Source organism: Rivibacter subsaxonicus, from assembly GCF_004217215.1.
Taxonomy (GTDB): Bacteria; Pseudomonadota; Gammaproteobacteria; order Burkholderiales; family Burkholderiaceae_C; genus Rivibacter; species Rivibacter subsaxonicus.
This window is the reverse complement of record NZ_SHKP01000007.1, coordinates 436893-457171: the sequence shown is the minus strand read 5'-3', so window position 1 is coordinate 457171 and position 20279 is coordinate 436893. Positions and strand designations below refer to the sequence as shown.

Below are 20279 nucleotides of genomic sequence, written 5' to 3'. Positions count from 1 at the left end.
GCGCCCACGCGTACAGGGCGGGTTAGACCACTCACGGTAGCGAGCACAGTGAAACCAGAGATCTGAGGACGCGTAGTCAAAAGGACGCATCCTCTCCCCTGGATTCCCGAAGGCATGGTTGAAGCTTCAATATGAATGCCTCGACTTCGTGATCGGCGAGATCCATAGGATCACCGTGTGACCCGACCGCAATTACACATACGGCCGCGCCGTCATACCAAGCATCGAGGCGGTCGCCACTGATCGCTGCAGAGTCGTTGCGCATGCGGTCTAGCTTGTTGACGAGAGCGAGTATCGGCGTCCCAAAGGTCATTCCTCGTGCCTTCTCGGCGCAATGATCTCCCGATTCCCATTGCTCGCCATCGCCGACACCACTCCCGACTTCTCCATCTGCTCCAGCAACCGCGCGGCGCGGTTGTAGCCGATGCGCAGGTGGCGTTGCACCAGCGAGATCGAGGCGCGCTTGTTCTGCAGCACGATCGCCACCGCCTGGTCGTACATCGGGTCGCTCTCGCCATCGCCGCCAGCACCGGTGTTGTTGGCCTCGGCCTCGGTGCCGCCCTCGATGCCACCCTCGAGGATGCCCTCGATGTAGTTGGGTTCGCCCTGGCTCTTGAGGTAGTCGACGACGCGATGCACCTCCTCGTCGCTCACGAAGGCACCGTGCACGCGGATCGGCAGTCCGGTGCCGGAGGGCATGTAGAGCATGTCGCCCTGGCCCAGCAGGGCCTCGGCGCCCATCTGGTCGAGGATCGTGCGGCTGTCGATCTTGCTGCTGACCTGGAACGAGATGCGCGTGGGAATGTTGGCCTTGATCAGGCCGGTGATCACGTCGACGCTCGGCCGTTGCGTGGCCAGGATCAGGTGGATGCCCGCGGCGCGCGCCTTCTGCGCCAGGCGGGCGATCAGCTCCTCGATCTTCTTGCCGACCACCATCATCAGGTCGGCCAGTTCGTCGATAACGATGACGATGTGCGGCAGCCGCTCCAGCGGCTCGGGCTGCTCGGGCGTCAGGCTGAAGGGGTTGCCGAGCGGCTCGCCGCGCGCCGTGGCCTCGTCGATCTTCTTGTTGTAGCCGGCGAGGTTGCGAACGCCGAGCTTGCTCATCAGCTTGTAGCGCCGCTCCATCTCGCCGACGCCCCAGTTGAGCGCGCTGGCGGCCTGCTTCATGTCGGTCACGACCGGGCACAGCAGGTGCGGGATGCCCTCGTAGACGCTCATCTCGAGCATCTTGGGATCGATCAGGATCAGGCGCACGTCGCGCGCCTCGGCCTTGTAGAGCAGCGAGAGGATCGTCGCGTTGATGCCGACCGACTTGCCCGAGCCGGTGGTGCCGGCCACCAGGCAGTGCGGCATCTTGGCGAGGTCGGCCACCACCGGGCCGCCGACGATGTCCTTGCCCAGGCCGATGCTCAGCATCGAGTGGGCATCGTTGTAGGCCTGCGAGCCGAGGATCTCCGAGAGCCGGATCATCTGCCGCTTGGCGTTGGGCAGTTCGAGCGCCATGAAGTTCTTGCCGGGGATCGTCTCGACCACGCGGATGCTCACCAGGCTCAGCGAGCGCGCCAGGTCCTTGGCCAGGCCGACGATCTGCGAGCCCTTGACGCCGGTGGCCGGTTCGATCTCGTAGCGCGTGATCACCGGTCCCGGCGAGGCCAGCACCACGCGCACCTCGACGCCGAAGTCCTTGAGCTTCTTCTCGATGAGTCGGCTGGTCATCTCGAGCGACTCGGGCGTCACGGTTTCCATGCGGCCGGGCGCGGCATCGAGCAGGTCGACCTGTGGCAGCTTGGTGTCGGCGAGTTCGCTGAACAGCGGCTTCTGCTTCTCCTTCACCACGCGCTCGCTGCGCGGCACCTGCATCACCGGGGCTTCGATCAGGATCGGCTCGTGGTCCTCGAAGTGCTCGCGCTCGACGTCGGCCACCTGCTCACGCTCGCGCAGCGCCTGCTCGCCCAGACGCGCATCCTCGGCGCGCTCGATGCGTCGCTCGCGCTGCTCGCGCCATCCTTCGAGCGCGGCGCCCAGGCGCTCCGCCGCCGAAAACCACGAAAAACGCAGCGCCAGCGGCAATGCGACCACCAGCACCGCGATCCACAGCAGGCCGGAGCCGAGGAAGCCAAGCGCGCGTTGGCTGAACCCGCCAAGCACGCTGCCGAGCACGCCACCGGCGGTGCCGCCGGGCAGCACGGCCTCGCCGCCATAGAGACGGGTCCACTCGAGGGCACAACTCGCGGCCAGCAGCAGCGCCAGGCCCGCCCACATCAGGCCGGGCGGGCGCGAGGCGGCGCCGCCAAGCGCCGCAGGCGCGTCACGCCGCAGCAGCCGGGCCAGCGCCGACAGCCATACGCTGCCACCGGCGAGCAGCAGCCACCAGACCGAACGACCGAACAGGAAGAAGCCGAGGTCGGACAGCCATGCACCGAGCACGCCGATGCGGTTGTAAACCAGCGCGCTGCCGTCGCCCGACGTCGACCAGGCGGCATCGACCGGACTGTGCGAAAGCAGCGCGATCGCCGCCAGCAGCCACAGCAGACCACCGGCCACGACACCCAGCTTGAGACGCCAACCTGCATCGGCGCCGACCGCTGCACCACCGTTGCGCGAGGATGCCGCCGCGCCGTCGGAGCTCAGGGATCCGAGGGGAAAACTCATGCACCGGATTGTGGCCGATGCGCCACTGCATCAAGTGTCCGGGCGTTGCGGGCCCGCCGCGGCGCCGGGCCGCGGCACTCACCGATTGGCGAGCGTCTCCTTGAGCAGCACCGAGCCGTCGGCCTGGGTCTCGATGAAGCCGCGGACCTCGAGGTCCTTCATCACGCGGCTGACCATCTCGCGCGACGCGCCGACCACCTTGGCCAGGTCCTGGCGCGAAACCTTGCTGCGGATCCACTTGAAGTCACCGCCGTCCTCGCTCATGTCGAGCAGGGCGCGGGCAACGCGACCGTAGACATCGAGCAGCGCCAGCGACTCGATCTGGCGGTCGGCCGCGCGCAGCCGCGCCGTGAGGCCGCGCATGATCGCGTAGGACAGGCTGGTCTGCTCGGGCAGGCAATGCGCGAACTCGGCGCGACCCAGCACCAGCGCGTCGGTCTGGACCTCGGCCCGCACGGTGGCCGAATGCGGCTCGCCGTCGATCAGGCTCATCTCGCCCAGGTAGTCGCCGGGATGCAGCACCGCCAGGATCACTTCGCGCCCGCGCTGGTCGGCCGTGACCACGCGTGCGCGGCCGGTCAGCAGGATGAACAGCGCGTTCGAGCGCGTGCCCTGCTCCACCATCACCTCGCCGCGCCGGAAGCGCCGCTTGACCACACCTTCGGCGATGCCCTGCGCCTGCTCGCCCGTCAGCATCGAGAACAGCGGAACACGACGGATCAGGTCGAGGTTGGACAGCATGGCCATGGATCAATCCTCCTTCTTCTTGTTCGAACCAGTACGCACCTATGACGACGATTGCCGGCGTCGCCCTTGTGGAAAGGCCCGCCTGCCTACAATTCGGGCATGCGTCACGCCCCGTTTGGTGGAGTGTGACGCAATTCACGAGCCCGAATCTAATCGAAGGGCACGGCCATCCGGCCCCTCACAAACGCGAATGCGGCGTCGAGCGGACCGACTCGTCGCAGCCAGCCCACAGACCAGCCTTGCCACCATGAGCACCCAGTCCAAGCACGCCCAGGTCCTGATCCTCGGTTCCGGCCCGGCCGGCTACACCGCCGCCATCTATGCCGCGCGCGCCAATCTCAAGCCGATGCTGATCACCGGCATCGCCCAGGGCGGCCAGCTGATGACCACCACCGACGTCGACAATTGGCCGGCCGACGTGATGGGCGTGCAAGGCCCCGAATTGATGCAGCGCTTCCAGCAGCATGCCGAACGCTTCCAGGCCGAGATCGTGTTCGATCACATCAACCAGGTCGACTTCTCCAAGCGTCCGTTCACGCTCACCGGCGACAGCGGCACCTATACCTGCGACGCGCTGGTCATCGCCACCGGCGCCAGCGCCAAGTACCTCGGCCTGCCGAGCGAAGAGGCCTTCATGGGCCGCGGCGTCAGCGGCTGCGCCACCTGCGACGGCTTCTTCTATCGCGACCAGGAGGTCTGCGTGGTCGGCGGCGGCAACACCGCGGTGGAGGAGGCGCTCTACCTCTCGAACATCGCGAGCAAGGTGCACCTGATCCATCGCCGCGACAAGTTCCGCGCCGAGGCGATCCTGGTCGACAAATTGGCCGAGAAGGTCAAGGCCGGCAAGATGGAACTGCACCTGTTCCAGCAGCTCGACGAGGTGCTCGGCGACGCCTCCGGCGTGACCGGCGTTCGCATCCGCAGCACCCGCGACGACAGCACGACCGAGCTCAAGCTGCAGGGCTGCTTCATCGCCATCGGCCACCAGCCCAACACCGACATCTTCAAGGGCCAGCTCGAGATGAAGGACGGCTACATCCTGACCAGGAGCGGGCTCAACGGCCTGGCCACGATGACCAGCGTGCCGGGCGTCTTCGCCGCCGGCGACGTGCAGGACCATGTCTACCGCCAGGCCATCACCTCGGCCGGCACCGGTTGCATGGCAGCGCTGGACGCGCAGCGCTTCCTCGAGCAGCAAGCCTGAGCCTGGTAGGCAGCCTGCGGTAAACCCGCTATAATCGCGGTCTTTGCCGAAGCTGGCGGGTCATCTGGCCCGCTCGGCTAGCTGATGCGGTTCGAGGTTGAGCTCGGGCCGGATCGTCGAAGGGCGGCTATCCAGGTGGGGTCATGCAAGACGAGACCCTTCCTGCTCTGCCCGCCAAGTCTCAACGAGATTGCACCGGAGAAGCGTCATGGCGCGCGTCTGTCAAGTCACGGGCAAGGGCCCGATGGTGGGGAACAAGGTTTCCCACGCCAACAACCGAACCAAGCGTCGCTTCCTGCCGAATCTGCAGTACCGCCGCTTCTGGCTCGAAACCGAGAACCGCTGGGTTCGGCTGCGCGTTTCCAACGCCGCGCTGCGCCTGATCGACAAGCGCGGCATCGATGTCGTGGTTGCCGATCTGCGCGCCAGCGGCGAGCTTTGATCAACCGCACCACCTGACAAGGAGCACACCATGGCCACCAAAGGCGGACGCGAAAAGATCAAGCTGGAATCCACTGCCGGCACCGGTCACTTCTACACCACTACCAAGAACAAGAAGACGACGCCCGAAAAGCTCGAATTCAGCAAGTTCGATCCCAAGGCGCGCAAGCATGTCGCCTACAAGGAAGTGAAGCTGAAGTAAGGCTTCGCGTCCTCGGACACCCGACCCGCCCGGCTGCCAAGCCCGGCGGGTTTTGCTTTGCTTGCTGAACCTGACCGTCGTGCTTCGACACCGAGGGATCCAGACGGCAAAAGAAAAGGCGCCTCGAGAGGCGCCTTTTTCATTCGAGACGGAGACTTCGGTCAGGCATGCGCGGCGCGCAGCTTGAGCGAGAACTCCTGCAGCGCGGCAACACCGCTCTCCTCTGCCTTCTTGCACCAGGCCTGCAGGTCGATCACCAGTTGCTCGGCCGACACGTTGGTGCGGGTCCAGAGCTGGCGCAACTCTTCGCGCATGGTCAGGAACTTGTCGAGGACCGGATGCTCGGCACGCGCGCTCTGCAACTGGGGGCGAACATCGTTCGGGATGCGATCGTCGTCGCGGTGCGCCCAGCGCTTGGCCAGCGTCAGCCGAGCCCACTTGGGCGTGTTCTGGTGGCCGTCGGCCTTCAGGCGCTTGAGTTCGGCACGACAGTGGCGGCGCATTTCGCGGCCGTACTTGGCCATCAGCTCGTAGCGGTTGGCGATCACGGCCTCGAGCGTCTTGCCGTCGGCGACCGGACGGATCGCACCGAGCTTGAGTTCGGGCGCGGTCTTGCGCACCGTCGCCAAGCCCAGCTTCGAGAGCAGCGAGATGTAAACCCAGCCGATGTCGAACTCGTAGGGCTTGACCGAGAACTTGGCCGAGGTCGGGTAGGTGTGGTGGTTGTTGTGCAACTCCTCACCACCAATCATCACGCCCCAGGGCGAGATGTTGGTGCTGGCGTCGGGCGCCTCGAAGTTGCGGTAACCCCACCAGTGGCCGAGACCGTTGATGATGCCGGCCGCGTTGATCGGGATCCACAGCATCTGCACCGCCCACACCGCCGCACCGATGGCGCCGAACAGCGTCAGGTTGATCAGCAGCATCAGGCCCACGCCCTGCCACGAGTAGCGGGTGTAGAGATTGCGCTCGATCCAGTCGTCGGGCGTGCCGTGGCTGAACTTGGAGATGGTCTCCATGTTCTTCGACTCGGCACGGTAGAGCTCGGCGCCCTGCAGCAGCACGGTCTTGATGCCGCGCGTCTGCGGGCTGTGCGGGTCTTCCTCGGTCTCGCACTTCGCGTGGTGCTTGCGATGGATCGCAACCCACTCGCGCGTCACCATGCCGGTGGTCAGCCACAGCCAGAAACGGAAGAAATGCGATACGGCCGGATGCAGGTCGAGCGCCCGGTGGGCCTGCGCGCGGTGCAGGTAGATCGTGACCGCGGCAATGGTGATGTGCGTCACGACGAGCGTGAACAGCAGCACCTGCCACCAAGAGGCGGCGAGCACGCCGTGCGCGAGGCCGTTGACCATCGCGTCGAAAACCGTCATCAGGCTGTCCATTCAATCCTTCTTTGAAGTGCCCACTATTGTAAGTGGGCACCTGCCGGCCGGCTTGCGAAAACTCAGGGTTCTCGCACTAGGGCCCGAATCGATGTTGGAGCCCTGTCGGAGAGCTGCGTTCCACCCGGCACACCGGCTCTGGGGAGCCCGCTCCAATCCCGTCCGAGCTCGATTGCCAGGGGGCCACGCCCCATGCGAGCGCTTACTGGCGTTGCCAGACGGCGGCGAAGAAGCCGTCGGTCGCGTGCCGGTGCGGCCACAGGCGCAGGTGGTCGCTGGCCACCAGGCTTGTCGCCGAGGCGACACCGGCGCGCTCCAGCGCCTCGGCCGCCGGCAGCAGCTTGAACTCGCGCTGCACCTCGCCGAAGGCCGCGGCGATCGCCTCGTTCTCGACCGCCAGCAAGCTGCAAGTCGCATAGACCAAACGCCCGCCCGGCTTCACCAGGCGCGCCGCACTGGCCAGGATCGCGGCCTGCTTGACGACCAGTTCATCGACCGCCTTCTGCGACTGGCGCCACTTGAGGTCCGGGTTGCGCCGCAGCGTGCCCAGGCCTGAGCACGGCGCGTCAACCAGCACGCGGTCGATCTTGCCGGCGAGGCGCTTGATGCGCTCGTCGCGCTCGTGCGCGATCTGCGCCGGGTAGACGTTGGACAGGCCGCTGCGTGCCAGCCGCGGCTTGAGCGACTCGAGCCGGTGGCCCGAGATGTCGAAGGCGTAGAGGCGGCCGGTGTTGCGCATCATCGCGCCGAGCGCGAGCGTCTTGCCGCCGGCGCCGGCGCAGAAGTCGGCGACCATCTCGCCGCGCTTGGCCTCGGTCAGCAGGGCCAGCAGCTGGCTGCCCTCGTCCTGCACCTCGACCGCGCCGCTGTTGAAGACCTCGAGCCGGTTCAGCGCCGGCTTGCCGTCGACCCGCAGACCCCAGGGCGAATACGGCGTGGTCACGGCCTCGATGCCGGCGGCGCGCAGCGCGGCCTGGACTTCCTCGCGCTTGGCCTTGAGCGGATTGACGCGCAGATCCAGCGGTGCCGGCTTGAGCAGCGTCTCGGCCAGCGCCCAGAACTCGGTCTCGCCGATCTCGGCCCGCAGCGGCGCCGCCAGCCACTCGGGCAGGTTGTGGCGCTGCTTCTCGGGCAGCGAGGCCGGCGAGACGCCGCGCGCGCGACCCATCCAGTCGCGCTCGTTGGGACCGAGCGCGCCACGCAGGTAGACGTCGCTGCCCGACCAGCCCAGCAGCGCCAGGCGCCGCTCGAGCGGACCGCTGCCCGACTGCGCCAGATGCTGGAACGCGAGCCGCTGGCGCAGCACCGCGTAGGTCGTCTCGGCCAGGGTCTGGCGCTCGCGCGGGCCGAGGTTCTTGTGCTGGCGGAAGAAGGCCGAGACCACGCTGTCGGCGGGGGCGTCCAGACGTAGCACGGAGCGCAGCAGTTCGGTGGCGAGGTCAAGCAGGGAGTTCGGGGACATCCTCGGATTATCCCTGCGTCACCGACGGCCCCGAGGTCGCCGCGCAGCGGCGCCCGCCCCCCAAGGGGTGTCAAGGCGCTCGGGGCGGCCCGTCGCTGCCTTGCTCGGCCAGCCGCCTCTAGAGTCCGCTGGCCTCGAGCGCTTCGCGGACCGCGCCGAGTTGGCGCCGCGAAACGGCGAGCCATTCATCGACCGCCCGCACCTGCACCGCCCAGCCCTCGCCGGCGTCGGCCGGGTCGCCGGCGGGTTCGATCACTCGCCGTTCGAGCGCGCGAACCGCGTTGCGCGCCACGATCGCGTTGCGGTGCACGCGCAGGAAGGTCTCACCCAGGCGCGGCTCGAGTTCGGTCAGCGAGTCGTCGACCACGTAGCTGCGGGCCGCGGTGCGCACCGTCACGTACTTCATCTCGGCCTTCAGGTACAGCACCTCGGCCAGCGGCACCCGCAGCAGCCGGCCGCGCTCGGTGACGACGATCACCGGCTGCTCGCTCAGCGTCGCGCTGGCGCTGGCCACGCGCGCCGCGCGATCCAGCGCGGCGTGCAGGCGCTCGCGCCGTACCGGCTTGGTCAGGTAGTCGGTCGCCTCGAGCTCGAAGGCCTGCAGCGCGTGCCCGGCATGTGCGGTGACGAACACCACCGCCGGCGGCGGGTTCATCGCTCGAAGGTGGGCGGCCAGCGCGAGCCCGTCGGCGCCCGGCATCTGGATGTCGAGCAGCACCACGTCGGCCGTGTTGGCGCTCAGCCATTCAAGCGCCGCCTGCGCATGACCCGCCTCGCCCACCACGCGCGCCGGCGGCCCGCCTTCGCGCGCGCTGGCCTCGACCAGTTGCGCCAGGCGCATGCGGGCCAGCGATTCATCGTCGACGATCAAAACCCGCAGCATTCGAGTTCTCCGAGCAGAGCTTCAGATCGGAACCACGATCCGCACCCGGTACTGGCCATCCTCGACCCCGGTCCTGAAGTCGGCCGCCAGGTCGTGCAGCAGGCGCAAACGCTCACGCACATTGCCGAGCGCGACGCCGTGGCCGTCGGAGCGTGCCGGGCCCGTTGGCATCGGGTTGCGCACCTCGATCAGCACCTCGCCGGCACGCCTTCGCGTGCGCACCCGCACGATGCCGCCGTTCGGCAAGGGCTCGATGCCGTGGCGCACCGCGTTCTCGACCAGCGGTTGCAGCAGCAGCGGCGGCAGGCGAGCGACGCCGGCGCGCTCGTCGAGATCCCACTGGATCTGCAGGCGGTCGCCGAAGCGAACCTTCTCGATGTCGAGGTAGCGCCGCGCCAGCTCGATCTCCTCGTTCAATGTGGCCACCGCGTGGCGGCCGCCGCCCTCGAGCGCGACGCGGAACAACTCGCCGAGGTTCTCGAGCACCTCCTCGGCGCGGCCGGGGTCGACGCGCACCAGCGCGATCGCGCTGTTGAGCGCGTTGAACAGGAAATGCGGGCGGATGCGAGCCTGCAACTCGGCCAACCTTGCCGCGACCGCGGCCGGCGCCTCCTGCCGTGCGCGCTGGCGCAACCAGACGAAGAAGCCGAAGGCGGTTGCCGCGCCAGCCAGCACCGCCGCGACGCGGGTCGGACCGGCGAGCGCCTCGGGGCCAAGGTACTGCAGCAACGCGGTGGCCAGCAGGCCGCAACCCGCTCCCAGCGCCACCAGCATGGTGCCCTGCACGACCGGCGTGCGCGGCTCGAGCCAGCGCTTGAGCCCGCAGGTGAGCAGCAGCCAGAGCAGCAACGCCGGCAGCACCACCAGCGAGGCGCTGGCAAAGCGCAGCAACCAGTCGAGCGCGGTGGCGGCGCCAAAGCCGGTCGCGATTGCCACGCCGGCGTGGACCACGAGCACGGCGCGCAGCACGAAGCCGACATGGCAGACATCGAACACACCCGCGGTCTTGAGCGCGGCCGCACGTGCCGTGCGAGCCATCGGCTGCAGTGCCGACGGCGGCCACTCGGTGCCGGCGCCGCTGTCGGCACCGGCCGGCCGGCGGACGGCACTTGGCGGATGGCTCAGCGGATCGGGAATGGTGGCGTCGGTAGGCATCGAAGGAGGCGGCGGGGGCGTCGGCCGCAAGGCCGACTCCTACAATCGATTGTCCACAACCCCTTCGCGCACCGGCAAGCGATCCGCAGGCGGTGCGTTGTCGGCACGCACTGATCGACTGACGATGTCCGCGCACTCACCCGCCCCCGCCACCCCCGTCGACAACCAGCTCGACCGCAAGGCGCAAGCCTGGTCGGCGCTGTTCTCGGAGCCGATGAGCGAGCTGGTGCAGCGCTACACCGCCAGCGTCGACTTCGATCGGCGCCTGTGGCGCGCCGACATCGAGGGCTCGCTGGCCCACGCCGGCATGCTGCACACGCAGGGCCTGCTCAGCACCGAGGACCATGCGGCGATCGAACGCGGCATGGCGCAGATCCGCACCGAGATCGAAAGCGGCAGTTTCGAGTGGAAGCTGGCGCTGGAGGACGTGCACCTCAACATCGAGGCCCGCCTGACCCAACTGGTGGGCGACGCCGGCAAGCGCCTGCACACCGGCCGCTCGCGCAACGACCAGGTCGCCACCGACGTCCGGTTGTGGCTGCGCGCCGAGATCGACGAGCTGCTGCCGCTGCTGAGCGCACTGCAGCTGGCGCTGGTCGAGGTGGCCGAACGCAACGTCGAGGTCATCCTGCCCGGCTTCACCCACCTGCAGGTCGCGCAGCCGGTGAGCTTTGGCCACCACCTGCTGGCCTACGTCGAGATGTTCGCGCGCGACGCCGAGCGCCTCACCGACGTGCGCAAGCGCGTCAACCGCCTGCCGCTCGGCGCCGCCGCGCTGGCCGGCACCAGCTACCCGCTCGATCGCGAGCTGGTGGCACGCACGCTGGGCATGGAAGGCGTCTGCCAGAACTCGCTCGACGCGGTCAGCGACCGCGACTTCGCGATCGAGTTCAGCGCCGCGGCCTCGCTGCTGATGATCCACGTCTCGCGCTTCAGCGAGGAACTGATCCTGTGGATGAGCCAGAACTACGGCTTCATCGACCTCGCCGATCGCTTCTGCACCGGCTCGTCGATCATGCCGCAGAAGAAGAACCCCGACGTGCCCGAGCTGGCGCGCGGCAAGAGCGGCCGCGTGATCGGCCACCTGATGGGCCTGCTCATGCTGATGAAGGGCCAGCCGCTGGCCTACAACAAGGACAACCAGGAAGACAAGGAACCGCTGTTCGACACCGTCGACACGCTGCGCGACACGCTGCGCATCTTTGCCGAACTGGCGGCCGGTATCACGGTCAAGCCCGAGGCGATGGAGCGCGCCGCGTTGAGGGGCTACGCGACCGCGACCGACCTCGCCGACTACCTGGTCAAGAAGGGCCTGCCGTTCCGCGACGCGCACGAGGTGGTGGCGCATGCCGTGAAGGACGCGATCGCGCTTGGCGTCGACCTCTCGCAGCTGACGCTGGCCCAACTGCGCGGCTACCACGCGGCGATCGACGAGGACGTCTACGCCGTACTCAGCCTGCGCGGCTCGCTCGAGGCGCGCAACACGCTCGGCGGCACCGCGCCGGCGCAGGTGCGGGGCCAGATCGCACGCCATCGGGCGCGACTGGCGATCTGAGCGCATCGCTCGCCGCGGGCGGTTGCGCCGCGGCTCTCATCAGGGCCGCGCGCTAGCCGACCAGGTTGGCCAGGCTCAGCAGCACCAGCAGCAGCATCCACAGCACCACCGAGCGCCAGACCAGGCCGACCACGCTGCGCAGGTGGCCGAGTTCGGGCGTCACGCCCGGGGTCGAGCCGGTGGCGTCGCCCTCCTGCGCGGCGGCGCTGGCGCCGATGCCCTGGCTGCGGTCGGGGCCAAGCGGCGGCGGCGCCTTGCCGCCGAGCCGCACGCCGACCGCACCGGCGGCCGCCGCGAGAACGATGCCGTCGTTGGGCTGGCGCCAGAGCTCGGCATCGCGCCGCCAGCAGGCGACCGCCTCCTCGAAGTTGCCGACGACGGCAAAGCCGAAGGCTGTCAACCGCGACGGCACATGGTCGATCAGTTCGAACATGGACTCGGCGCGCTGGCGCAGTCCTTCGTTCATCGCGACGCCGGTGGTGCGGTTCTTGTAGGCCCAGTAGCGCTGCGAGAACTCGGCCAGGCGGTAGAGCACCGCGCCGGCCGGGCCGAAGCCGAAGGCCGCGAGCACCACGAACCAGAAGAAGACGCCAAAGACATGACGATGCGCCGCCAGCAGCGAATGCTCGATGACCTGGCGCAGCAACTCGTCGCGCGGCAGGTCGCTCGCATCCACGTGGCGCCACTCGGCGAGCAGCTGGCGGGCGGCAATCTCGTCGCCGCGCTCGAGCGCGTCGCGTATGTCGGTGTAGTAGTGGCTGAAGTGGCGAAAACCCAGCGTCAGGTAGAGCACCGCCACGTTCCAGGCCAGCGCCAGGAAGAAGCTGAAGTGGGCGAACGCGAGGTAGACGCCCCAGGCCACCAGCGTCGGACCGATGACGCTGACGCCCCAGACCACCCACGCGTGATGCTCGCGCCCGGCGTCGAAGTTGCGACCGCTCCAGCGGGTCCAGGCGACCAATGTTTCGTGGACGCCGTTCTTGCGCGGCAGCGGCCGCACTTGCTCGATCAGGAGTGCCAGCAGCACCGAGAAGAAACTCATGGCGGGCGATGATAGCGACGCCGGCGGCGACCTCAGACGCTGAGAAAGCGGTAGAGGTTGCGCAGCATCGCCGCGGTGGCGCCCCAGATGAAATAGGGCTCGTCCCGGTCCGGTGCATGCCATGGCATCGACCAGAACTCGCGCCGGCCGCCCTGCCAGTCGAAGGCATGCCGCTGGTGGTGGGCCGGCGTCATCAGGAAGGCCAGCGGCACTTCGAAGACCTCGGCCACCTCGACCGGATCGGGCCGCAGCGAGAAGCCCGATTCGACGATCGCCACCACCGGCGTCACGACGAAGTTGGTGACCGTCGTGTAGATCGGCAGCGCGCCGATCACCTCGATGTGATCGCGTGCCAGACCGACCTCTTCCTCGGTCTCGCGCAGTGCGGTGGCGACGACGTCGACGTCCTCATCCTCGGCGCGACCACCGGGAAAGCTGATCTGCCCCGCATGGTCCTTGAGGTGATCGGTGCGCAGCGTCAGCAGCACCGACACGCCGTCGCCACGCGCCACCAACGGCACCAGCACCGAGGCGGCGGTGGGGTCGCGGTCGAGCAAGCGGCCGTCTCCGCGGATTTCGGGCGTCCATGCCGGTGGCGCACCGAAGCGGGCGCGCAAGGCCTCGGGCGTCAGTCGCGCGCCGGGCACCGCCGGATTGGCCGAGTCGCGGCCGACCACGGGCACCACGCGCGGATCGATGATGGGAACACGCTGCATCAGGAACTCACTGTAGGGCTTGCTCGCGACCGCAAATGAAAAGGCCGCCCGAAGGCGGCCTTTTCCAGCTCAGGAGCGCATGGCTCAGGAGAGCTTTTCCTTGATGCGTGCCGACTTGCCGCTGCGCTGGCGCAGGTAGTACAGCTTGGCGCGGCGGACGTCGCCGCGGCGCTTGACTTCGATCGACGAGATCAGCGGGCTGTAGAGCTGGAAGGTGCGCTCGACGCCTTCGCCGCTGGAGATCTTGCGCACGATGAACGAGCTGTTCAGGCCGCGGTTGCGCTTGGCGATCACGACGCCTTCGTAGGCCTGCACGCGCTTGCGGGTGCCTTCGACGACGTTGACGCTGACGATCACGGTGTCGCCGGGGGCGAACTCGGGGATCGTCTTGTTCAGTCGAACAATCTCTTCTTGTTCGAGTTGGCGGATCAGGTCCATAAAAACTCCATGTAGATCATGTGCGCGCCCACTGGCTTGTGGTGGTCCGGTTGGCTGGCCTGGAGGCTGCCGGTTGGACTGGCTTCATTGGCGTTCAATGGAGCCGCCGAACAGAGGATCGGGGTAAGCCCGTGATTATAGCCCAGTCCGGACTTGCGGGGCCACGGCGGCCACCAACCCGGCCAGGAAGCGCTCGTCGTGCACCGAAAGGCGGCCGGCGGCACGCGCGGCGGTGATCAGTTCCGGCCGGCGCCGCAGCGTCAGCTCGAGTTGGCGCTCGCGGCGCCAGCGCGCGATCTGCGCGTGGTGGCCCGAGAGCAGAACCGCCGGCACGGCGCTGTCGCCGAGCCGCTCCGGGCGGCTGTAGTGGGGGCAGTCGAGCAGGCCATGGTCGGCCGAGAAGCTGTCCTGCTCGTGCGAGGCGGCGTCGTTGAGCACGCCGGGTTGGAGCCGGGCGACCGCGTCGATCAGCGCCAGCGCCGGAATTTCGCCACCCGAGAGCACGAAATCGCCGAGGCTGAGTTCCTCGTCGACATGCGCGTCCACGAAACGCTGGTCGATGCCTTCGTAGCGGCCGCACAGCAGCACCGCGCCGGGCCCGCCGGCCAGTTCGCGAACGCGCCCTTGGGTCAGCGGCTTGCCGGCCGGGCTGAACAGGATCAGCGGCGTGCGAGCCGCGCCTTCGGCGAGTTGCGACGCGCGCACCGCGGCCAGCGCGCGCTCCAGCGGCTCGACCAGCATCACCATGCCGGGGCCGCCGCCGTAGGCGCGATCATCGACGCGACGATAGGCATCGTCGGCGTAGTCGCGCAGCTGCCAGAGTTGCAGCGCCACGCTGCCGCCGGGCTCGAAGGCACGCCGGGTCACGCCGCTGGCCTGGAACGGCGCGAACAGTTCGGGGAACAGGGTCAGGACGTCGAAGCGCATGACAGGCACGCGAAGCGGCTGGCTCGACTAGTCGTCGAGGCCCCAGTCGAGCGCCCAGTCGACGACGATGCGCCGACCCGGCAGGTCGACCTGGTCGACATAGGCAGCGACGAAGGGAATCAGCCGCTCGACCGGTTCCGGCTCGGTGCCGGTCGCCTGCAACACACGCAGCACGCTGTGCGGGCCGGTATCGATCAGGCTCTCTACCGCACCCAGCGCCTCGCCGGCACGGTTGAGAACCGCCAGGCCGATCAGGTCGATCCAGTAATACTCGCCCTCGGCGGCCGCCGGAAAGCTGCTGCGCGAGACAAAGATGCGCGCCCCGCGCAGCGACTCCGCCACGTTGCGATCGGTGACTTCGCTCACCGTCGCGACGATCAACTCGCCTTGGTCGCGCGCGCTGGCCACGCTCAGCATGGCGGGCAACGCCGGGCTGCCGGCGGGACGCGGTTTGTCCTCGGGCGCCTTCAGGAACCAGTTCGAACTCGCCAGCAGCGCCTCGGGCTGCCCCGAGAAGGGCAGCACCTTGATGCCACCCTTGATGCCCCAGGCACCCTGGATGCGACCGACCTCGACCGCGTCCTCGGGCCAGGCGGCCCGGTCGGTGGTCGAGTCGATGCTCACGATGCCGGAGGGCTTCAGGCCGCCGGAACGACCTTGGCCTTGGCTTCCTTGACCAGGCGGTCGACGGTCGGCGAGAGCTGGGCGCCGGTGGCGGTCCAGTGCTCGACGCGGTCGAAGGCGACGCGCAGCGATTCTTCCTTGCCCGAAGCGACCGGGTTGTAGAAACCCACGCGCTCGAGGAAGCGACCATCGCGACGGTTGCGCGAGTTGGTGACGACGATGTTGTAGAACGGGCGCTTCTTGGAGCCGCCGCGGGCGAGTCGGATCACGACCATGATGTTTCCTTGAACTGTCTGTGTCGGTGATCAAGCGCTCCCGGAGACACTCGGGCCTGCTGATCGAGGGCCGAAGCCGCTGGTGGCTTCGACTGAAGGATTCCCGGCCGCCGTAGATACGCCCTTGACCGCGGAGCACCCCAGCGGCGCTGCCTCGGCGCCGGACCGGCACCAGAACCCAGCATTATAAACTCACTGCCGATGTCCGACCATGCCCCCCGCGCCGGCAACGCGCCGCGCCTGCTCGTTCGCGCCAGCCACGCCGAAGACCTGGACGCGATCACCGCGATCTACGCCTGGAATGCCGAGCACGGCACCGGCACCTTCGAGCTCGAAGGCCCGCCGCGCGATGAGATGGCACGGCGGCGCGACGACGTGCTGGCCAAGGACCTGCCCTGGCTGGTGGCCGAGCGTGACGGCGAGGTGCTGGGCTATGCCTACGCCAACCACTTCCGGCCGCGCCTGGCCTACCGCTTCGCGCTGGAGGACTCGATCTACCTGGCGCCGCAGGCGCAGGGCCAGGGCCTCGGCCGCCTGCTGCTGGCCGAACTGGTGGCGCAGTGCACCGCGCGCGGCGCGCGCCAGATGCTGGCGGTGATCGGCGACAGCGCCAACGCGGCCTCGATCGGACTGCATCGCGCCCAGGGCTTCACCGAGGTCGGCACGCTGCGCGCCGCCGGCTGGAAGTTCGAGCGCTGGCTCGACGTGGTGCTGATGCAGCGCGCGCTCGGCCCGGGCGACGCGTCGGCGCCGGGGTGATCCCGATGCGACCCAAGTCCAAGACCATCGCCACCTGGCTCGCCTTCCTTGGCGGCAGCTTCGGGCTGCATCGCTTCTATCTGCACGGGCTGCGCGACTGGGCCGGCTGGCTGCACCCCTGGCCGACCCTGGTCGGCCTTTACGGCGTGCGCCGGATGCTCGAGTTCGGCCAGGATGATCGCCTGTCGTGGGTGCTGGTGCCGATCCTCGGCCTGATGCTGGCCGGCACCATGCTGACCGCGATCGTCTACGGGCTGATGCCGGACGAAAAGTGGAACGCGCGCTTCAACCCGCACCGACGACCGTCGAGCAGCGGCTGGGGCGCGGTGATTGGCGTCATCGGCGCACTGATGGTCGGCGCGGTCGTGCTCATTGCGACCATCGCCTACTCGGGCCAGCGCTACTTCGAAACGCAGGTCGAGGAAGCGCGCAAGCTCAGCCAGTGAAGAGCGCCTTGTGCTGCTCGCGCAGCAGGTTCTTCTGCACCTTGCCCATCGCGTTGCGCGGCAGGTCGCTCGCCACCAGCACGCGCTTGGGCACCTTGTAGCCGGCGATCCGGCTCTTGAGCGTGGCCACCAGGGCAGCTTCATCGGGCTGCGCCCCGGCCTTGGCGACGACCACCGCGACCACCGCCTCGCCGAAATCGGCATGGGGCACGCCGATCACCGCGGACTCGGCCACCCCGGGCAACTCGTTGAGCATGCCCTCGATCTCGGCCGGGTAGACGTTGTAGCCGCCGGTGATGATCAGGTCCTTGCTGCGGCCGACGATGCTCAGGTAGCCCCGCTCGTCGAGCCGGCCGACGTCGCCGGTGCGGAACCAGCGCCGCCCCGCGGCGTCGGCGACGAACTCCTCGGCGGTCTTTTCGGGCATGCGCCAGTAGCCGCCGAACACGTTCGGCCCGCTGACCTGCACCGGGCCGGTCTCGCCCGCGGGCAACGCGGCATCGCGGTCGTCGACGATGCGGATGCCGATGCCGGGCAGCGCCGGGCCGACGGTGCCGCCGACACGCTCGCCGTCCTCGGCCCGGCAGGGGTTGGAGCTCAGCATCACCGTCTCGCTCATGCCGTAGCGCTCCAGGATCACATGGCCGGTGCGCCGCTGCCAGTCGCGGAAGGTCTCGATCAGCAGCGGCGCCGAGCCCGAGACGAACAGGCGCATGCGTGCGCAAAGCTCGCGCGTCAGGCCGGCCTCCTGCAGCAGCCGCACGTAGAGCGTGGGCACGCCCATGAACACGGTCGCGCGCGGCAGGCGCTCAATGACCGCCTTCGGCTCGAACTTCGACAGCCACAGCATCTTCGCGCCGGCCAGCAGCGCGCCATGGCTGGCGACGAACAGTCCGTGGACATGGAAGATCGGCAGCGCGTGGATCAGCACGTCGTCGGCGCGCCAGTCCCAGTACGCGTGCAGCGTGCGGGCGTTGCTGAGCAGGTTGCCGTGGCTCAGCATCGCGCCCTTGCTGCGGCCGGTGGTGCCGCTGGTGTAGAGGATCGCGGCCAGATCGTCGGCGGCGCGCGACACCACCTCGTGCTGCTGCCCGAAGTGCGAGGCCCGCTCGAGCAGGCTGCCGCTGCGGTCGTCGTCGAGCGTGAACACATGCCGCACGCCGCGCTGGAACGCGAGCTTCGACAGCCAGCCGAAGTTGCGCCCGCTGCACACGACCACGGCCGGTTCGGCATTGCCGATGAAGTAGTCCAGTTCGCTCGACTGGTAGGCGTTGTTCAGCGGCAGGTAGACGAAACCGGCGCGCAGGCAGGCCAGGTAGAGCAGCAAGGCCTCGACCGACTTGTCGGTGTGCGCGGCAACGCGCGAACCCGGCTCGATCTCGAGCGAGGCGAGCAGGTTCGCGAGCATCGCGCTGCCTTGCTCGATGTCGCGCCAGCTGTAGACGAGGCCGGTCTCGGTCTCGATCGCGGCGCTGTCGAGCTCGGCCGGAAAGCCCGCGCGCAGCGCGGCGTAGAGGTTGTGGTTTGTCATGCGTCGGTGTCGTCGAAGCGCGGTGCACGGCGTTCGAGGAAGGCGCGAATGCCTTCGCGGTGGAACTCCGCGTCCGCATAGTCGAAATGCCCGCGCCGCGCGTTGGCGGTCGAGGGGCTCGGCCGCAACTGGCGCAGGGTGCGCTTGTTGGCGCGCGCCACTTCCAGCGGCAGCGCGGCGATGCGTTGCGCCGAGGCCCAGGCCTCGGCGGCCGGATCATCGGCCAGCCGGTGCACGAGGCCGCGTTGCAGCGCAGTGGCCGCATCGATCAGGCCGGCCTCGAGCAGCAGCTCGGCCGCGCTGTCGCGGCCGGCGGCGGCCAGCACCACCGCCAGTTCGTCGGGCGCCATCGGGAAGCCCAGCTTCGCGATCGGCGCGCCGAAGCGGGCCGTGCGCGCGGCGATGCGGATGTCGCAGCAACACGCGATCTCGAGCCCGCCACCAACGCAGGCCCCGTCGATCTGCGCCACCAGCGGCACCTCGGTGGCGAGCAGCGCCTGCAGCGCCGGCGCGATCACGCCTTCGTGATAGGCGCGCAGCGTGCGCTCGTCGAAGCGAAAGGCGGGGAACTCCTCGATGTCGGCGCCGGCAGCGAAGTTGTCGCCCTCGCCGGCGATGACGATCGCCGCCAGGGGCGGCGCGCCGACCGCATCGAAGCCTTCGGCCAGCGTGCGCAGCGCGCCCCACATCGACACCGAGATCGCATTGAGCTTGCCCGGGTGTGACAGCGTGAGTCGGCCGATGCGCCGGTCGCGCTCGTCGCGAACGAAGCGGATCTCGCCGTCCACGCTCGCCTCACTCCAGCTTCGCACCCGAGGCCTTGACCACCTCGGCCCAGCGCTTGGTCTCGGCATCGACGAAGGCGCCGAAGGCTGGGCCGGTAAGCGTCGGGATGTCGGAGCCGATGCTGTTCCAGCCGTTCTTGATCTCGTCGGAGGCAAAGGCCTTGGCCAGCTCGGCGTTCATGCGGTCGACGATCTCCTTGGGCGTTCCCTTCGGCGCCCACAGCCCGTACCAGGTCGCGACCACGTAACTCGGCACGCCGCCCTCGGCGCTGGTCGGGATCTCGCCGAAGCCGGGCGCACGCTTGGGCGCGGCCACCGCGATCGGCTTGATGCGGCCGCTGCGGATGTGAGTGGCCGAGGAACCGAGCCCGTCGAACATCAGGTCGACCTGGCCGGCGATCAGGTCCTGCAGCGCCGGCCCGGCGCCTCGGTAGGGAATGTGCGTGATGAAGGTGTTGGTCTGCTGCTTGAACAGCTCGCCCGCCAGATGATGCGAGGTGCCGTTGCCGGCCGAGGCGTAGTTGAGCTTGCCGGGGTTGGCCTTGAGCAGCGCCACCAGTTCGGGCAGCGTGTTCACCTTGACCTTGCCCGGATTGACCACGATCACCTGCGGCACGCTGGAGATCAGCGCCACCGGGATGAAGTCGGTCTGCAGGTTGTAGTCGAGCTTGGGATACATCGAGGGCGCGATCGCGTGATGAACCGCGCCCATGAACCAGGTGTAGCCGTCGGGCGCGGCCTTGGCGGCGATACCGGCACCGAGCGTGCCGCCGGCGCCGCCCTTGTTGTCGATGATCACCTGCTTGCCGAGCTGCTTGGTGAGCTGAGCCGAGAGCGGCCGCGCGAAGGCGTCGGTGCCACCGCCGGCCGGGAACGGCACGACGATGGTCACCGGCTTGGTCGGCCAGCCGGCGGCGCCCTGCGCCGCAGCGCCGAAGGCCGCGAGCAGGGCTACCGCCGCGACGGCACCGCGCGCGACGGCGCGACAGAGGAACGGAATCACGGTCATGCTTGTCTCCTGTCTTTGTTGTCGTAAGCCGCGCGCGC

General features: G+C 68.7%; 21 protein-coding genes. 6 read left to right on the top strand and 15 right to left on the bottom strand.

The genetic code is table 11. The annotated features are described in order from the left end of the window. Positions 1-309: 309 nt before the first annotated feature. Together EV670_RS15445 and EV670_RS15440 are read right to left on the bottom strand one after the other, a co-directional pair. Entirely contained in the window at positions 310-2655 is a 2346-nt protein-coding gene (locus EV670_RS15445) for a DNA translocase FtsK (protein WP_130433674.1), read from the bottom strand. Between the two features lie 78 nt (positions 2656-2733). Further along, positions 2734-3402 (bottom strand): Crp/Fnr family transcriptional regulator, encoded by a 669-nt coding sequence (locus EV670_RS15440; protein ID WP_130433672.1) that lies wholly within the window; start codon positions 3400-3402, stop codon positions 2734-2736. A gap of 247 nt (positions 3403-3649) precedes the next feature. Between EV670_RS15440 and trxB the strand changes: the two genes are divergently transcribed. The 3 genes from trxB (at position 3650) to rpmG (ending at position 5249) form a co-directional block, all read left to right on the top strand. Further along, positions 3650-4606: a thioredoxin-disulfide reductase gene (gene trxB / locus EV670_RS15435; protein ID WP_130433670.1), complete on the top strand. Its 957-nt coding sequence runs from the start codon at positions 3650-3652 to the stop codon at positions 4604-4606. Between the two features lie 208 nt (positions 4607-4814). Beyond that, a complete protein-coding gene (gene rpmB / locus EV670_RS15430) occupies positions 4815-5048 on the top strand; it encodes a 50S ribosomal protein L28 (protein WP_130433668.1) in 234 nt (77 codons plus the stop codon). 30 nt (positions 5049-5078) lie between these two features. Further along, the gene (gene rpmG / locus EV670_RS15425) at positions 5079-5249 is read left to right on the top strand and encodes a 50S ribosomal protein L33 (RefSeq protein ID WP_130433666.1); all 171 of its coding nucleotides are present in this window, start codon (positions 5079-5081) and stop codon (positions 5247-5249) included. Between the two features lie 161 nt (positions 5250-5410). Here the strand turns inward: rpmG and EV670_RS15420 are convergent, their stop codons facing one another. From EV670_RS15420 to EV670_RS15405, 4 genes are all read right to left on the bottom strand, one after another. Next, a complete protein-coding gene (locus tag EV670_RS15420; RefSeq protein ID WP_130433664.1) occupies positions 5411-6634 on the bottom strand; it encodes a DesA family fatty acid desaturase in 1224 nt (407 codons plus the stop codon). A gap of 202 nt (positions 6635-6836) precedes the next feature. Next, positions 6837-8096, bottom strand: coding sequence for an RsmB/NOP family class I SAM-dependent RNA methyltransferase (locus EV670_RS15415; RefSeq protein WP_130433662.1), 1260 nt, complete (start codon positions 8094-8096; stop codon positions 6837-6839). 118 nt (positions 8097-8214) lie between these two features. Beyond that, the gene (locus tag EV670_RS15410) at positions 8215-8979 is read right to left on the bottom strand and encodes a LytR/AlgR family response regulator transcription factor (protein WP_130433660.1); all 765 of its coding nucleotides are present in this window, start codon (positions 8977-8979) and stop codon (positions 8215-8217) included. Between the two features lie 21 nt (positions 8980-9000). Next, a complete protein-coding gene (locus EV670_RS15405) occupies positions 9001-10134 on the bottom strand; it encodes a sensor histidine kinase (RefSeq protein ID WP_242616994.1) in 1134 nt (377 codons plus the stop codon). Between the two features lie 124 nt (positions 10135-10258). Between EV670_RS15405 and argH the strand changes: the two genes are divergently transcribed. Next, positions 10259-11689 carry an argininosuccinate lyase gene (gene argH, locus EV670_RS15400; protein ID WP_130433658.1) on the top strand — a complete coding sequence of 477 codons (1431 nt, stop codon included), beginning with the start codon at positions 10259-10261 and terminating at the stop codon, positions 11687-11689. A 52-nt stretch (positions 11690-11741) separates the two neighbouring features. On the opposite strand, the gene EV670_RS15395 is transcribed toward argH, so the two are convergent. From EV670_RS15395 to rpsP, 6 genes are all read right to left on the bottom strand, one after another. Next, positions 11742-12731, bottom strand: coding sequence for a CobD/CbiB family protein (locus EV670_RS15395; protein ID WP_130433656.1), 990 nt, complete (start codon positions 12729-12731; stop codon positions 11742-11744). A 32-nt stretch (positions 12732-12763) separates the two neighbouring features. After that, positions 12764-13447: a CoA pyrophosphatase gene (locus EV670_RS15390; protein WP_130433654.1), complete on the bottom strand. Its 684-nt coding sequence runs from the start codon at positions 13445-13447 to the stop codon at positions 12764-12766. A gap of 84 nt (positions 13448-13531) precedes the next feature. Then, positions 13532-13885: a 50S ribosomal protein L19 gene (gene rplS / locus EV670_RS15385; RefSeq protein ID WP_130433652.1), complete on the bottom strand. Its 354-nt coding sequence runs from the start codon at positions 13883-13885 to the stop codon at positions 13532-13534. 135 nt (positions 13886-14020) lie between these two features. Then, positions 14021-14812 carry a tRNA (guanosine(37)-N1)-methyltransferase TrmD gene (gene trmD, locus EV670_RS15380; protein WP_130433650.1) on the bottom strand — a complete coding sequence of 264 codons (792 nt, stop codon included), beginning with the start codon at positions 14810-14812 and terminating at the stop codon, positions 14021-14023. A gap of 27 nt (positions 14813-14839) precedes the next feature. Continuing rightward, positions 14840-15436: a ribosome maturation factor RimM gene (gene rimM / locus EV670_RS15375; protein ID WP_423213585.1), complete on the bottom strand. Its 597-nt coding sequence runs from the start codon at positions 15434-15436 to the stop codon at positions 14840-14842. Between the two features lie 14 nt (positions 15437-15450). Continuing rightward, entirely contained in the window at positions 15451-15711 is a 261-nt protein-coding gene (rpsP, locus tag EV670_RS15370; protein ID WP_130433648.1) for a 30S ribosomal protein S16, read from the bottom strand. Between the two features lie 201 nt (positions 15712-15912). Here rpsP and EV670_RS15365 point away from each other — a divergent pair, with 201 nt between their 5' ends. Both EV670_RS15365 and EV670_RS15360 read left to right on the top strand, forming a co-directional pair. Beyond that, positions 15913-16470 carry a GNAT family N-acetyltransferase gene (locus tag EV670_RS15365; protein ID WP_130433646.1) on the top strand — a complete coding sequence of 186 codons (558 nt, stop codon included), beginning with the start codon at positions 15913-15915 and terminating at the stop codon, positions 16468-16470. A gap of 5 nt (positions 16471-16475) precedes the next feature. Beyond that, positions 16476-16916, top strand: coding sequence for a TM2 domain-containing protein (locus tag EV670_RS15360; RefSeq protein WP_130433644.1), 441 nt, complete (start codon positions 16476-16478; stop codon positions 16914-16916). On the opposite strand, the gene EV670_RS15355 is transcribed toward EV670_RS15360, so the two are convergent. From EV670_RS15355 to EV670_RS15345, 3 genes are read right to left on the bottom strand one after another with little or no spacing between them, the layout of a single operon-like run. After that, complete coding sequence (locus tag EV670_RS15355) at positions 16906-18447, bottom strand: malonate--CoA ligase (RefSeq protein WP_130433642.1); 1542 nt, start codon at positions 18445-18447, stop codon at positions 16906-16908. The genes EV670_RS15360 and EV670_RS15355 overlap by 11 nt on opposite strands. Further along, positions 18444-19235: an enoyl-CoA hydratase/isomerase family protein gene (locus tag EV670_RS15350; RefSeq protein ID WP_242616993.1), complete on the bottom strand. Its 792-nt coding sequence runs from the start codon at positions 19233-19235 to the stop codon at positions 18444-18446. Before EV670_RS15350 ends, EV670_RS15355 begins: the two co-directional genes overlap by 4 nt. A 7-nt stretch (positions 19236-19242) precedes the next feature. After that, positions 19243-20241 (bottom strand): Bug family tripartite tricarboxylate transporter substrate binding protein, encoded by a 999-nt coding sequence (locus EV670_RS15345; RefSeq protein WP_130433638.1) that lies wholly within the window; start codon positions 20239-20241, stop codon positions 19243-19245. Positions 20242-20279 lie beyond the last annotated feature (38 nt).